Genomic DNA, 13684 nt, shown 5'->3' with positions numbered 1-13684 from the left:
CCGCCGTCACGTATCGGGAAAGCCACGCTCGGCCCATTCGGTGCGAGGCACGGTCTTTCCAATCGAGAGCGAGAAGCGCACCACCTGTGTGGCATCGTCATCGACTTCACAGCGCACGGCAATGTTGATCCAGGCGCCGTTGATGTCACGGAAGGCCGCGAGCGGTACATCCACCACATTGCCGTCCTTCAGACGCAGGATCGGCAGGAGATAGGGCACATAGGCCGGGCTGCCGTTGCGAAGCTGCTGGCTGAGTTCAGTACCGCAAAGCTGATCGCCGCGCTCCTGCCGCGTGAGCCCGGCCATGGCGGTCATCGCAGCCTGGTCGCCGGAGATGGCGGAAGAAAACAACTCCGTCACCTCGCGCGGCTCAAGTTGCGCCTCCTGGAGCGCCGCCTCCGACGGCAGATTCGACGGTTGCGGGGTAGCCGAGGTTTCCGCTTCGCCGCTGGTCTCACTCGTCACATCAGCCGCTTCGGCAACCTCCGTCTCGACAGGCGGTGCTTCCGGCAAAGTGATCTCCGGCTGCGCAACGGTTGGTGCAGCTTCCTCGGTTTCAGCTTCCGCTGGGGCGGTCGCCTCCTCCGCTGCCTCGGGTTCAGCCTCAGTGCCGCGCGAGAGTTCCGGCCCTTGGTCCTGCTCACCGAATCGGACCACCGGCCTCAAAACGGGGATGGGCACCTGGGCTGCATCCGGCACCTCCGGCTCCGGCACTTCTGGTGCCGGGACAGGCGCTTCTGGTTCTGGTTCTGGCTTTGGTTCTGGCTGCGGCTCGACCTCAGGCTCCGGCGCAGGTGGCTGCGCCTCAGGCTCTGGTGCGGCGGCCTCTTCCGTTTGCTCCGGTTCCGGCGCCGGCGACTCAGGCTCTGGCTCCGGCTCCTCCGGCGGCGCAACCAGCGTCACCTCGATGGCCGGCTCCTCTTCGGCAAGATCGACAGGGCTGTCGAAACTCAACAGAAAAACCGCCACTGCAAGCGCGTGCAGCAGCAGGGAAATCGTCATCCCGCCGCCGAGACGCCGCCAGCCTGTCTTCCTCGTTTCCGTCATGGCGTGATCCATAACGACGATTGCGGCGAAAAGGGAGGCGGAATGTTCAGAATGCGGATCGTGTGATCACGAAAGCAACAACGCTTCCACGCCGCGCTCCGCGAGAATGCGGACAGCCTTCCGGTCGAACGACACAAACTGCTCGCCTCCCATCATCCGACCGGAAAAAGCGATGACACCGTCGGCGAAGTCACCCCCGGCTTCCAGCATTGCCAGACCGCTTTGCACAAGAGCGCCGTCGACAACCACGTTTTTCGTGTCGAGCAAACCTCGAACGACAGTCGCAATGTCAGCCCTCAGGACCCCGTAGCTCCGATCGAGAACCCAAACCAGTTCACAAAGGACTTGCGGGGAGATAGCAACCATCTCTGCCCCAGCCAGTGTATCGAGCGCTACCTGCGCTTGCGCAGGGTCGTCGCCGACGATCGCACGAAGAAGGACATTGGTGTCAGCAACGATTTTCATTTCGGCGATCTGGAAACGTCGCCGGAAGCGGCTGCAGCCTCAGCGATCGCTTCATCCAGCTCATCCAGCGACAACTTGCGACCATTCGTGCGCCCGTTGAGGACATCCGCCAAATCGCGAAAGCTTCCTTCGCGTCGCACAGCGGATAGCGCCGCCCGTCCATCGGGAAGCAGGTCGACGGCAACTTTGTCACCCGGCCGCAAACCCAAGTGCTGCAGAACTTCCCTGCGCAAGGTGACCTGACCCTTAGATGTGATGCTCAATCTTGTCATCGAACGCTCCTCTTACACAGAGTAAGGCGAATTAACCTTACGAGCAAGCGGCGTAACAAAAAACCCGCCGGATCACTCCGACGGGTCATGATGTCAGACATCCATGTCCAGCTTAGCTGTCCAGGAAGCTCCGCAGCTTGCGGCTGCGGCTCGGGTGCTTCAGCTTGCGCAGCGCCTTCGCTTCGATCTGACGGATACGTTCGCGGGTAACCGAGAACTGCTGGCCGACTTCTTCGAGCGTATGGTCGGTGTTCATGCCGATGCCGAAGCGCATGCGCAGCACGCGCTCTTCACGCGGCGTGAGCGATGCCAGAACGCGGGTTGTCGTTTCGCGCAGGTTAGCCTGGATGGCGGCATCGATCGGCAGAAGCGCGTTCTTGTCTTCGATGAAATCGCCCAGATGCGAATCCTCTTCGTCACCCACGGGGGTTTCGAGCGAGATCGGCTCCTTGGCGATCTTCAGGACCTTGCGGACCTTTTCGAGTGGCATGGCAAGCTTCTCGGCCAGTTCTTCCGGCGTCGGCTCGCGACCGATTTCGTGCAGCATCTGGCGCGATGTGCGGACGATCTTGTTGATCGTCTCGATCATGTGCACCGGAATACGGATCGTACGGGCCTGGTCGGCGATCGAACGCGTGATCGCCTGACGGATCCACCAAGTCGCATAGGTCGAGAACTTGTAACCGCGGCGATACTCGAACTTGTCGACCGCCTTCATCAGGCCGATATTGCCTTCCTGGATCAGGTCCAGGAACTGCAAGCCGCGGTTCGTGTACTTCTTGGCGATCGAGATGACGAGACGCAGGTTCGCCTCGACCATTTCCTTCTTGGCGATGCGCGCTTCGCGCTCGCCCTTCTGGACCATCGACACGATGCGACGGAATTCGGCGATCGAGATGCCGGTTTCGGTGGCGAGGTTCTGGATCTCGCCCCTGATATCGCGGATCGTCTGATATTCTTCCTTGGCGAATTCCTTCCAGCCACGGCCGGACAGGTTGGCAACAGACTTCATCCAGTTCGGGTCGAGTTCGGCACCCTGATACTGCTCGAGGAAGGCTTCGCGCTTGACGCCATAGCTCTCGGCGAGACGCAGAAGGCGTCCCTCGTTCTGCATCAGACGCTTGGAGATGTCGTAGAGCTGCTCGACAAGGCTGTCGATGCGGTTCTGGTTCAGCGACAGCGACTTGACGGCCGTGATCAGCTGATCCTTCAGCTCCTTGTAGCGGCGCTCCTGGCCAGACGACAGCGTGCCGGCACAGGCAAGACGTGCCTCCACCTGCTGGTCCTGCAGCTTGCGCAGCTTCTTGTAGGTGTCGGCGATGAGGTCGAGGGTCTCCATGACCTGCGGACGCAGTTCCGATTCCATCGCGGCCAGCGACAGGTTCGATTCGTCCTCGTCCTCTTCCTCTTCTTCCGGCGGCATGCCTTCGCCGCCAATGGCGGTGATGTCGTCGTCGTCACCGGAGGCAGCCTGCGGACGGCGCTTGGCGCGCTCCTTTTCCTTCTCTTCGGCAGCCTTGCGGTCAGCCTCGATCTTTTCAGGAGACTGGAACTGCGGAGCAGCCTTGGCTTCCGGACCGGAATAGGTGGTTTCGAGATCGATGATCTCGCGCAGCAGCGTCGTACCTTCGTTGAGTTCGTCGCGCCAGATGATCAGCGCCTGGAACGTCAGCGGGCTCTCACAGAGCCCAGAGATCATCGTCTCGCGGCCGGCCTCGATGCGCTTGGCGATGGCAATTTCGCCTTCGCGCGACAGAAGCTCGACGGAACCCATTTCGCGCAGATACATGCGCACCGGGTCGTCGGTACGATCGGTCGGCTCTTTCTTCTTGGCAGTGGCAACGGCAGTACCGGCGGAAGGTGCGAGCTCGCCGCCCTCGCTTTCGCCGTCCTCGTCATCGCTCTCTTCGGCAGCAGCCGGCTCATCAACGTCTTCGTCTTCGATGACGTTGATGCCCATGTCGGAAAGCATGGCCATGGTGTCTTCGATCTGCTCCGAGGTCACTTCCTCGGACGGCAGAACCGAATTCAATTCATCCATGGTGACATAGCCGCGCTTTTTCGCGGCTTTGATCATCTTTTTGACCGCGTCATCGGAAAGATCGAGAAGCGGACCGTCCGTCGCGCCGTCGCGTTCGCCGTCGGCTTCTTCGTTTTCTTTGACTTTCGATGCCATTTATCTTGTCGCTTTCCCTGACGTCTGATCATGCTGCTGGTCGCCTGAGGAATGGGAGACGGACCACTCACCCGGGCGGATAGCTGTCACTGACCTAACGGAGTGTTGCTTAATTCCTGATTAACTATGGGCAATGCGGTCACAGCCCCGAAACCTTGATTGTCTGCATGACCGGTCATCATACCAGAGATCCGTCCGAACCCACTTCACCCTTGTGTGCTTGGATTGGTGATTCCCACAATTTTTCCTGACGTCAAGCCTTTCCGCAGGCTGGATCGGGAAAATCAACAAAACAAGCCGTATTACGGCGCCTTTATCACCGATCTTCGCAGATGTAGGACGTGACGCACCAGAAACAAGGGGCAACCGCCCGCAAGCCTGCCGTCAGAGAGAGGCAGCGACCTCGGCCTTCACGCCAGTCAGAAACCAGACTCGCATCGCCCCCTTGCCCTTGACCTCGATATTGCCCCGAAGCTCGAAATCGAAACGGTCCTCAAGCCTCGTCTTCAGACAGTCGGCAACCTGGATGCGGCTGGCAACGCCATGTGATTCCATATGTGCCGCTGTGTTCACCGTATCACCCCAGACATCGTAAAGCAGCTTGTTCGGCCCGATCACACCGGCCACCACCGGACCCGTGTCGAGCCCGATCCGCAGCTCGACCGGTTCGCCCACCTGTTCCGAGATCCCCCGACAACAGGCGAGAAGATCGAGCGCCATCAGCGCCACCGCCGCCTCGTGATCCGGCTGCGGCTCAGGCAACCCGCCGGCCACCATATAGGCATCGCCGATCGTCTTGATCTTTTCGAGCCCATGCGCGCTGGCGATCGCATCGAACTGGCTGAACACGCGGCTCAAGAACGCGATGACCTGCTGCGGCTCCCAGCGCGCGGCTCGCGGCGTGAAATCGACGATATCGGCAAACAGGATCGTCGCAGACGGGATCTGGTCGGCTACGAGTTGCGTGCCGTGATCCCGAAGGCGCATGGCGACCGCATGCGGAAGAATATTCTGAAGCAGCCGCTCGGAAAACTCATGCTCCGATTCGAGCGCCATCTCCGCCTGGGAAGCCTCCTTGAAAGCGAAATAGGACGTCGTGAAGATCAAGAGAAAGGCAAAGGGAACCGTAAGATAGTAGAGCGCATCCAGGAACAATGGCTCGACCTGAATGAAATCAAGCGGCGCAACGAACACCACCTCCGTCAGCAGGAAGGCAATGATCGCAGCGATCGTCACGCAGGCGGAGAGGACGAGGCGCTCCGGTCCGAAAACCAGCATCGAGGCCGCAGCCCCCGGCAGAAAATAGAAATGCAGCCCGGACTCCCGGCCAAAGAACATGCAGTAGCCGATCCCGAAGATCAGCCAGATACTGCAGAGGTAAAGTGCGGCAGACGTTGGCCCGAAGCGATGGAAAAAGGGCGTGACCGCATAGAGCACGATCTGCGGCGAAAACGCGATAATGGCAGGCAAAAGACCATACCAGTCGTAGAAGGCGTAGATCAGGATGTAGGGAATGGTCATCAGGCTGACCATGGCCGAGATCACATTGGTCACCGCAAGCCTGCGGCGCACGCGCGGTGGATAACCTGACGTCCCGATCCGAGCCACCCACCAGACCGCATTCGGCAATCGCCAGAACGATCGGAATTTTCGCCCGTTGCGGGCTATGAAATCGAACTCGTCCTGCGACACTCTTGCTTCCGGCAGCCATGGAACAAGACCTGAATCCCCTATTTGCCGCCGCAGTGCAACAGATTTATGCAAACGATTATATCAGCCGTGTCCCGTCGCCGGTCCCTTGACGCGACCGGACATCACGCCGAAGCCGTCGATGATCGCCTCCTGGTTTTCCATTCGCGCAACCTCGAGCTGAACCTCGTGCAGCGCGCTGATCACCTGCTCGATGCGGCCGGCATCATCTGTCTCGGTCGCCTCGGCGATCTCACGCTCGAGCTCCATGCGCTGGCGCTTCAGCGCCCGCGCCCGCTTGTAGAGGGCGAGAGCCTGACCATACCCCTCCCGCGCGTCTTCGGAAGCGGCGATCTCGGTTGCGATCCAGAGCCGGGCATTTCGGATCTGCTGATCGAGACCGCGCAGCAGCGTGCCGTGACCATGGGCCTCCAGCTTCTGTATCAGGACCTCGCGTGTCAGCGACGCACCGGCTTCAGCAACCGCCGTCAGAAGCGATGACCAAAGCTTCTGCAAGCCGACATGTTCATAGTCGATGGCAGCAATCTCGTCATACTCGTCTTCGAGCAATTGCGGATGGTTGACGATGGTGAGCGCCAGCACGCTCTCGCGCAGGGTCGGCTGATCGAGCGCACCACGCACAAGCCCGGAACGCGCCAGTCGGTCGGAAATCGTCCCGCGGCTCGAGGCAACCGGCCCTGGAGGCCGTCCGCCATTGCGCGCACCCTGCCCCTGTCCACGGCCGCCACCCTGGAAATTGCCACGTTCACCTCGCCCGGGCTGGGCGCTCTGGAAGAAGCCGTAGAGCCGGTCCCGCACATCCTGCTGGTAATGGCGCCGCACATTCTCGTCGCCGATGACGTTGACGATCTGCTTCAGCTTGGCTTCGAGTTCCGCACGCTTTTCCGGCGTATCGAAACCGCCACCCTGCGTCTCGCGCATCCAGACCATCTCGGCCAGCGGCCGCGCCTCTGACAGCACCCGATCGAAGGGCTGGCGTCCATCACGCTTGACGAGATCGTCCGGATCCTTGCCGTCAGGCAGCATAGCAAAGCGCAGCGACTGGCCAGGCTTGATATGCGGCAGCGCCAGATCGACGGCCCGAAAAGCCGCCCGCTGGCCGGCACCATCGCCATCGAAGCAGAGCACCGGCACCGGCGTCGTCTTCCACATCAGCTGCAGCTGGTTTTCGGTCAGTGCCGTACCGAGCGGCGCCACGGCATTCTCGATGCCCGCCTGATAGAGCGCGATCACATCCATATAGCCTTCGACGGCAATCAGCGTATCGGCCCCATCCGCTCCCTGCATCGCTCGGCGAGCGCGCGAGAAATTGTAGAGAACATTACCCTTGTGGAAGAGCTCGGTCTCGTTGGAGTTGAGATACTTCGCCATGGCATCCGCCGCCATGGCGCGACCACCGAAGGCGATGACCTTGTCGCGGGACGACAGGATCGGAAACATGATGCGGTCACGGAAGCGGTCATAGGAGACGGGAATATCCGGCCCGTGCACGACAAGCCCGCAGGCCTCGATCTGCTCCTTCGGTACGCCCTTGGATGCCAGATACTCCTTCAGCGCATTGCGGCTCTCCGGCGCATAGCCAAGCCGAAACGTCTCGATAGTACGGCCGGATAGCCCGCGTTCGCGCAGATAGGCCCGCGCCCTCGCCCCACTCGCCGTCTGCAACTGATCCTGGAAGAACTGCGTCGCCATTTCCATGACGTCTTGCAGCGTCGTGCGTTCCCGCTCGCGGCGTTCCGCCTGCGGATCGGGCTGCGGCATGGAAATGCCGGCCATGTCGGCGACCTGCTGTACCGCCTCGACGAAGCTCAAGCCTTCGAGATCCGTCAAAAAGCGGAAATGGTCACCCGACACGCCGCAGCCGAAGCAGTGATACCGACCCTTGCGATCCTCACAGTGGAAGCTCGGGCTCTTCTCGCCATGAAAGGGGCAGCAGGCCCAATAGTCCTGCCGCGACACGTTGGTTTTCTTCCGATCCCACGTCACGCGGCGACCGACGACGGCCGAAATCGGCACGCGGTCACGGATCTCGTCGAGGAAGTCGCTGGAAAAACGCATCTGTATCCCTGGGAAGCTGATCCTCCATATAGGCGCCGCCGTCATGAAGCGCCAAGGCTTTCGCGCGCAGTGCCCGTTATTCACAGAGGTTGATTGTTGTGACATCTGTATATACAGTCTTGACTATAGACTTTGAGAGCCTCGACCATGCGAAGCCTGGACGACATTCCGCAGGAAGAATGGGCCTTCGAATGGGACGAGGCTAAACGGATCATCAATCGCCATAAGCACGGGATTGATTTCGACGATGTTGTTTTGGCTCTGGCCGGGCCTCGCCTTGAGACTTTGTCCGTGACCAACGGGGAGCATCGCATCCTTGCGACATGCCCGGAAAGCGGCCGATTGATTACAGCAGTCTACACCATGAGAGGAAACGCCTGCCGGATCATCTCCGCACGCGTTGCGAGAAAAAATGAGCGAAGAGAATATCACGCGCACTACAATCGCTGAAATTTTGGAAAAGCGAGCGCGCGGGGAAAAGAGTCAAACCGACTGGGCCCGCGTCGATGCCATGACGGACGAGGATATCGAGCGCGCCATGCGCGACGATCCCGACTGGAAGGATCACATGGACATTGACTGGTCCAAGGCCAAGATGGTCATCCCGGACAGGAAGAAGGCGATCTCCATCCGCCTCGACCCCGACATCATCGATTTCTTCCAGGCGACCGGCAAGGGCTACCAGACCCGGATCAATGCGGTCCTGCGCCACTTCGTCGACGAGCAGAAGCGCTCCAAGCCCTGAAACGCAAGACGCCGCCCGAGGGCGGCGCCGCAAAGCGATAGGCAAACAGCTTACTTGAGCAGGTCCTTGACCACGCCCGAAGCCTTGCCGAAGTCCATCTGACCGGAATAGCGCTCTTTCAGCGTGCTGATGCACTTGCCCATGTCGCGCAGGCCCTGGGCACCCGTTTCGGAAATCACGGCCGCACAGAGTTCGCGCACTTTGTCGTCGGGCAACTGCTCAGGCATGAAGGACTTGATGATGACGATTTCCTCGCGCTCTTGCGCGGCGAGTTCCGGCCTGTCGTTGTCGGCATAGATCTTGGCCGACTCGTCCCGCTGTTTGATCATCTTCATCAGGATAAGCATGATCTCATCATCCGTGACGGGATCCTTGCCGGTTCCGCGATTGGCAATGTCGCGATCCTTGATCGCCGTCTGGATCAGACGAACGGTCGAGGTCCGGCGGACATCCTTGGCCTTCAGTGAGTCTTTCAGCGAGTTGGCGAGCGTGTCGCGTATCATTTTCTTCTCCGTGGAAGCGCAGTCTCACCGTCGGTGATTGTGGCTTTTCCGTGTTCGTTAAGTGGTTCTCATAGCCAGACGCGTGCTGCAGTGCAAACGAATTGAGCAAACCATTGAAATGGCTTGGTGGAAATCAGGCCCCCAAGCAACTCCGGAATTGACCTCGCCACGCGATATGTCTATTGCTCGGCACCTGCACGCAAATTGTCATCAGGGCTGAAAACGCGCGACTTCGCGCGCCCTCGATCTGCAACATAAATGGTCCTGCGATACCGCTCCGACAAGGGGCCGGGACGCGGGCGAACAAGGAACGACCATGACCGCGACAGCCCCCTGGACGACCCGCAAGCCGACCGCCCTCCTCGTTCTCGCCGACGGCACCGTCATCGAAGGCCACGGCATCGGCGCAACGGGCAAGGTTCAGGCGGAAGTCTGCTTCAACACGGCACTGACAGGATACGAGGAAATCCTTACGGATCCCTCCTATCTCGGCCAGATCGTCACCTTCACCTTCCCGCATATCGGCAATGTCGGCACCAACGACGAAGACATCGAAGACCTGACGCCGGCTGCCCGCCACGGCGCGGTCGGCACCATCTTCAAGGCCGACATCACGGAGCCTTCAAATTATCGTTCCGCAAGCCATCTCGATGCCTGGCTGAAGAGCCGCGGCATCATCGGCCTCTCGGGCGTCGATACCCGCGCACTGACCGCCTGGATCCGCGAGAATGGTGCCCCGAACGCCGTCATCGCCCATGACCCGAACGGCGTCTTCGACGTGGAAGCTCTGAAGGCAGAAGCCAAGGCTTGGGGTGGCCTCGTCGGCCTCGACCTCGCCAAGGTCGCGACCTCGGGCCAGTCCTCCGTCTGGGACGAAAAGGCATGGTCCTGGACCGAAGGCCACACGACGCTCGGCGCCGCTGACGCCAAGTATCACATCGTCTGCGTCGACTTCGGCGTGAAGCGCAACATCCTGCGCCTCTTCGCCGGCCTCGACTGCAAAGTCACCGTCGTCCCCGCCACGACCTCGGCCGAAGATATCCTGGCGCTAAACCCGGATGGCGTCTTCCTGTCGAACGGCCCGGGCGACCCGGCTGCCACCGGCGAATATGCCGTGCCGGTCATCCAGAACCTGGTCAAGAGCGACAAGCCGCTCTTCGGCATCTGCCTCGGCCACCAGATGCTGGGCCTGGCACTCGGCGGCACGACAGAAAAGATGCACCAGGGCCATCACGGCGCAAACCACCCGGTCAAGGACTTCACCACCGGCAAGGTCGAGATCGTCTCGATGAACCACGGCTTTGCAGTCGACTCGAAGTCGCTGCCGGAAAGCGTTGAAGAGACTCACGTTTCCCTGTTCGACGGCACCAACTGCGGCCTGCGCCTCAAGGGCAAGCCGGTCTTCTCCGTGCAGCACCACCCGGAAGCTTCGCCGGGCCCGCAGGACAGCCACTACCTCTTCCGCCGCTTCATCAACATGGTGCGCGAGACGAAGGGTGAACCGGCACTCGCCGAACGCTGAGCCTAATCAATCAGAGTCGAAATTGGCGGCCCGGGTTCATCCCCGGGCCGTTTGCATTTCATGCCGGACCTTCAGATAGAAGCGCAGGCTGAGCATGACCGCGGCACTGGCAAGCCCGAGGCAGAAGCCGTACCAGATGCCGATCCCGCCAATTCCGAGCGGAAAGGCCATCAGCCAGGCGAGGAAAAAGCCGATCGGCCAGTAGGAAACGAGCGCCAGTATCATTGGGACCCGCGCATCCTTCAGTCCCCGCAGCAGCCCAGCCGCAATTGCCTGCAACCCGTCGACCAGCTGGAACAGCCCCGCAACCATGACGAGCGGTCCGGCATAGGCAAGCACCTCGGCAGCGGCCGGGGCATTCTCGTTGATGAATGCGGCCGACAGCTGGTCAGGCACGATCACGAACAAGATCCCGCCCGCCAGCGACAGCAGTCCGGCAATGGCAAGCACCGTGATCGACGCCCGCACCAGTTCCGGATAGTTGCCGCGGCCATGGGCGAGACCGACCCGAACGGTTGCGGCTTGCGCCAATCCGAGCGGCAGCATGAAGGCGATCGAGGCGAGCTGCAGCGCGATGCCATGGGCGGCGAGTTCGATCGTCCCGATCCTGCCCATCAGCAGGGAAGCCGCGCTAAACAGGCTCACTTCAGCTAGCACAGTGACGCTGATCGGCATGCCGAGATGCAGCACCTCGCGAAAGGCCTGCCAGTCCGGCCGCCAGAAACGGATGAAGAGCTCATAGCGCTTCGTCTCGTCACGGGTCTGTATGTAGATGACCATCGCCACGAAGCTCACCCACTGCACGATGACGGCAACGATCGCCGCACCGGTCATGCCGAGCGCCGGCAGGCCGAAATGCCCGAGCACCAGCGCATAGGCGAGGATGGCGTTGAGCACGAGGATGCCGAGCGTGACCCAGAGCACGATGCGTGCCCGACCGGTCGCGCTGACCAGCGCACGCAGGACCGCAAAGAGCAGCGCTGGCAAAAGACCGAGCTGGATGATGAAGACATAGCCGGCCGCAAGTGCTGCGACTTCAGGCTTTTGCCCAAGCGCAAGCAGGATCGCCTCCGCCTTGAAGAACAGCGGCATCGTCAGCAGCACATAGAGGATCGACACCCACATGCCCATGCGGATGGAGCGCCGCACAGACACCACGTCACCCCGGCCATAGGCCTGCGCCACCATCGGCATGACGGCCATGGAGAAGCCCGAGCCGAAGATGAAGATGGTGAAGAAGAACTGGCCGGCGAGTACCATGGCGGCGAGCGGCACAGCCCCAAGCTGACCGACAATCACGACATCCGTCGTGTGGATCCCGAGCTGTGCCAGCTGTGCCCCGATCAGGGGAATACCGAGCGAGAGCGTCGCACGGATATGCGACATCCAGCTGCCGGCACCGGTTGGTGCAGGGCTGTGGGTTTCGAGCGAGGCGATGTCGGTGTGCATGGCAATAATCTCAACGAAAAAAGCCGCTTCCAGGATACTGGCGAGCGGCATGTCGCAACGGGATAAGCGCCATCGCGCATTCCAGCAAGATGGAATCACGAGGTTGCAGAATTTTTGCGCGATACATCAGAGTTATTGATGGAAAACCCGCCATCTGCTGTAGGCGGCCTCTTCGACATCAGCGGAAAATGCAGGGCCCGAACGGATGCCGCCCAAACCGCCCTTTTCTGCCTGATCGGAACCCGCTTATGGTCGCCGCTCCTGAAAGCAGCGAGAGATTGATCGAGACATGTTGGAACTGGTTTGGCGCGGCGCGATCATCGGCCTTGGAGCAACCGTCGCCATGGATATCTGGGCGATCATTCTCGCCACTGTCTTCAAGCAGCCGAAGGCAAACTGGGCGCCCGTCGGGCGCTGGTTCTACCACCTGCAGTCCGGGCGCATCTTCCACGACACCATCGCCACTGCAGAACCCTACCGCCACGAATTGGCCCTTGGCTGGATCTCGCACTACGCCGTCGGCATCGCCTATGGCGTGATGCTGGCTCTCTTCGTCGGGCCAGCCTGGTTCGCGGAGCCGACCTTCCTGCCGGCCTGGATCTGGGGCATCGCCACGGTCGCAGCCGGCTGGTTCTTGCTACAGCCTGGCCTCGGCATCGGTTGGGCCGCCTCGAAAACCCCGAACCCGACCAAAGTCCGCGCCCTCAATCTTCTGGCCCACACCGTCTTCGGTCTTGGCCTCTGGCTGACGGCCCTGCTGATCCGTTGAAGGAGCCGGCGCGTCAGATCGCGCCGGAGAAGGTGTCGCAGGCACCGACATTGCCGCTGTCATAGCCCCGCTTGAACCACTTCATCCGCTGTGCGGAGGTGCCGTGGTTGAACGCGTCTGGCACGACATAACCCTGGCTGCGCTTCTGCAGCGTGTCGTCGCCAATCTGCTGGGCGGCATTCAAAGCCTCCTCAAGGTCGCCATCGGACAGAATGCCCTCCTTGTCCGCAGACTTGGCCCAGATGCCGGCGTAGCAATCGGCTTGAAGCTCGACGCGCACGGACATCTGGTTCGCCTCACGCTCGCCCATGGAGCGGCGCTGGCGGTTGAATTCCGGCAACACGCCCGTCAGGTTCTGCACGTGGTGACCGACCTCATGGGCAATGACATAGGCCTGGGCAAAGTCACCCGCCGCGTCGAACTGCTGCTCAAGCTGATCGAAGAACTGGGTGTCGAGATATACCTTGCTGTCAGCCGGGCAATAGAAGGGACCGGTGGCCGAAGAGGCCTGACCGCAGGCAGAAACCGTGCCGCCGCTGAAGAGAACCAGCATCGGCTCGCGATACTGCTCGCCGGACGCCGAGAAGATGGCATTCCAGGTCGTTTCCGTCTCCGCCAAAACCGTGCGGACAAAGGCGGTCGTATCGTCACTGGACTGCCCTGCCGGACGCTGGCCGATCGATTGCTCGTAACCGGACCCCGCACCTCCGACATTGCCCTCACCGAGAACCTGCAGCATGTCGATGCCCATGGCCTTGAGCACGAAATAGATGATCACCAGAAAGATGATCGTCCCGAAGCTCAAGCCACCGCCACGGCGCCCACCCATCGGGATCTGAATGCCGGATCGACCAAAGGGGCTGCGGCCCAAGCCTCCGCCGGAGGATTGCCCACGCCGGTCCTCGATATTGTCCGACTGACGACGGCCCTTCCATTCCATGATGCTTCCCCTCTGCGCTCTAGCCCTC

Annotated in this window: 13 protein-coding genes; 4 read left to right on the top strand and 9 right to left on the bottom strand. The window is 61.1% G+C overall.

What is annotated here, in order from left to right; translation table 11 throughout:
* Positions 1-6 precede the first annotated feature (6 nt).
* The 6 genes from AC02Y0_RS05165 to dnaG form a co-directional block, all read right to left on the bottom strand.
* On the bottom strand, positions 7-1047 hold the full coding sequence (locus tag AC02Y0_RS05165) for a DUF930 domain-containing protein (RefSeq protein WP_476382852.1): 1041 nt from the start codon (positions 1045-1047) through the stop codon (positions 7-9).
* 66 nt (positions 1048-1113) lie between these two features.
* Positions 1114-1512: a type II toxin-antitoxin system VapC family toxin gene (locus AC02Y0_RS05160; RefSeq protein ID WP_476382851.1), complete on the bottom strand. Its 399-nt coding sequence runs from the start codon at positions 1510-1512 to the stop codon at positions 1114-1116.
* The gene (locus AC02Y0_RS05155; protein ID WP_476382850.1) at positions 1509-1784 is read right to left on the bottom strand and encodes an AbrB/MazE/SpoVT family DNA-binding domain-containing protein; all 276 of its coding nucleotides are present in this window, start codon (positions 1782-1784) and stop codon (positions 1509-1511) included. Before AC02Y0_RS05155 ends, AC02Y0_RS05160 begins: the two co-directional genes overlap by 4 nt.
* A 112-nt stretch (positions 1785-1896) precedes the next feature.
* The gene (rpoD, locus tag AC02Y0_RS05150; protein ID WP_102017981.1) at positions 1897-3960 is read right to left on the bottom strand and encodes an RNA polymerase sigma factor RpoD; all 2064 of its coding nucleotides are present in this window, start codon (positions 3958-3960) and stop codon (positions 1897-1899) included.
* Between the two features lie 384 nt (positions 3961-4344).
* Entirely contained in the window at positions 4345-5652 is a 1308-nt protein-coding gene (locus tag AC02Y0_RS05145) for an adenylate/guanylate cyclase domain-containing protein (RefSeq protein WP_476382849.1), read from the bottom strand.
* An 81-nt stretch (positions 5653-5733) separates the two neighbouring features.
* Positions 5734-7728 carry a DNA primase gene (dnaG, locus tag AC02Y0_RS05140; protein WP_476382848.1) on the bottom strand — a complete coding sequence of 665 codons (1995 nt, stop codon included), beginning with the start codon at positions 7726-7728 and terminating at the stop codon, positions 5734-5736.
* A 147-nt stretch (positions 7729-7875) separates the two neighbouring features.
* Here dnaG and AC02Y0_RS05135 point away from each other — a divergent pair, with 147 nt between their 5' ends.
* Together AC02Y0_RS05135 and AC02Y0_RS05130 are read left to right on the top strand one after the other, a co-directional pair.
* Entirely contained in the window at positions 7876-8178 is a 303-nt protein-coding gene (locus AC02Y0_RS05135) for a BrnT family toxin (RefSeq protein WP_476382847.1), read from the top strand.
* Positions 8141-8473: a BrnA antitoxin family protein gene (locus AC02Y0_RS05130; protein WP_476382845.1), complete on the top strand. Its 333-nt coding sequence runs from the start codon at positions 8141-8143 to the stop codon at positions 8471-8473. Before AC02Y0_RS05135 ends, AC02Y0_RS05130 begins: the two co-directional genes overlap by 38 nt.
* A gap of 50 nt (positions 8474-8523) precedes the next feature.
* Here the strand turns inward: AC02Y0_RS05130 and AC02Y0_RS05125 are convergent, their stop codons facing one another.
* Positions 8524-8976: a GatB/YqeY domain-containing protein gene (locus tag AC02Y0_RS05125; protein WP_476382844.1), complete on the bottom strand. Its 453-nt coding sequence runs from the start codon at positions 8974-8976 to the stop codon at positions 8524-8526.
* A gap of 316 nt (positions 8977-9292) precedes the next feature.
* Between AC02Y0_RS05125 and carA the strand changes: the two genes are divergently transcribed.
* Positions 9293-10498, top strand: a complete 1206-nt coding sequence (gene carA / locus AC02Y0_RS05120; RefSeq protein WP_102017987.1) for a glutamine-hydrolyzing carbamoyl-phosphate synthase small subunit — start codon at positions 9293-9295, stop codon at positions 10496-10498.
* A 36-nt stretch (positions 10499-10534) separates the two neighbouring features.
* On the opposite strand, the gene AC02Y0_RS05115 is transcribed toward carA, so the two are convergent.
* Positions 10535-11947: an MATE family efflux transporter gene (locus AC02Y0_RS05115; RefSeq protein ID WP_476382843.1), complete on the bottom strand. Its 1413-nt coding sequence runs from the start codon at positions 11945-11947 to the stop codon at positions 10535-10537.
* 289 nt (positions 11948-12236) lie between these two features.
* Here AC02Y0_RS05115 and AC02Y0_RS05110 point away from each other — a divergent pair, with 289 nt between their 5' ends.
* Entirely contained in the window at positions 12237-12716 is a 480-nt protein-coding gene (locus tag AC02Y0_RS05110) for a DUF2938 domain-containing protein (protein ID WP_476382842.1), read from the top strand.
* Between the two features lie 13 nt (positions 12717-12729).
* Here AC02Y0_RS05110 and ypfJ read toward each other — a convergent pair whose 3' ends face one another.
* Positions 12730-13656, bottom strand: coding sequence for a KPN_02809 family neutral zinc metallopeptidase (gene ypfJ, locus AC02Y0_RS05105; RefSeq protein ID WP_476382841.1), 927 nt, complete (start codon positions 13654-13656; stop codon positions 12730-12732).
* Positions 13657-13684 lie beyond the last annotated feature (28 nt).

It is taken from the genome of Allorhizobium sp. nf9_anc, from assembly GCF_056323085.1.
Note: the sequence above shows the minus strand (reverse complement) of the source record. Positions and strands in the feature narration are given on the sequence as shown.

Excerpts from the sequence above, each read along its gene's own strand:
- AC02Y0_RS05165 (WP_476382852.1), bottom strand. The coding sequence starts at position 1,047 with ATGACGGAAACGAGGAAGACAGGCTGGCGGCGTCTCGGCGGCGGGATG.
- AC02Y0_RS05160 (WP_476382851.1), bottom strand. The coding sequence starts at position 1,512 with ATGAAAATCGTTGCTGACACCAATGTCCTTCTTCGTGCGATCGTCGGC.
- AC02Y0_RS05155 (WP_476382850.1), bottom strand. The coding sequence starts at position 1,784 with ATGACAAGATTGAGCATCACATCTAAGGGTCAGGTCACCTTGCGCAGG.
- rpoD (WP_102017981.1), bottom strand. The coding sequence starts at position 3,960 with ATGGCATCGAAAGTCAAAGAAAACGAAGAAGCCGACGGCGAACGCGAC.
- dnaG (WP_476382848.1), bottom strand. The coding sequence starts at position 7,728 with ATGCGTTTTTCCAGCGACTTCCTCGACGAGATCCGTGACCGCGTGCCG.
- AC02Y0_RS05135 (WP_476382847.1), top strand. The coding sequence starts at position 7,876 with ATGCGAAGCCTGGACGACATTCCGCAGGAAGAATGGGCCTTCGAATGG.
- AC02Y0_RS05130 (WP_476382845.1), top strand. The coding sequence starts at position 8,141 with ATGAGCGAAGAGAATATCACGCGCACTACAATCGCTGAAATTTTGGAA.
- AC02Y0_RS05125 (WP_476382844.1), bottom strand. The coding sequence starts at position 8,976 with ATGATACGCGACACGCTCGCCAACTCGCTGAAAGACTCACTGAAGGCC.
- carA (WP_102017987.1), top strand. The coding sequence starts at position 9,293 with ATGACCGCGACAGCCCCCTGGACGACCCGCAAGCCGACCGCCCTCCTC.
- AC02Y0_RS05115 (WP_476382843.1), bottom strand. The coding sequence starts at position 11,947 with ATGCACACCGACATCGCCTCGCTCGAAACCCACAGCCCTGCACCAACC.
- AC02Y0_RS05110 (WP_476382842.1), top strand. The coding sequence starts at position 12,237 with ATGTTGGAACTGGTTTGGCGCGGCGCGATCATCGGCCTTGGAGCAACC.
- ypfJ (WP_476382841.1), bottom strand. The coding sequence starts at position 13,656 with ATGGAATGGAAGGGCCGTCGTCAGTCGGACAATATCGAGGACCGGCGT.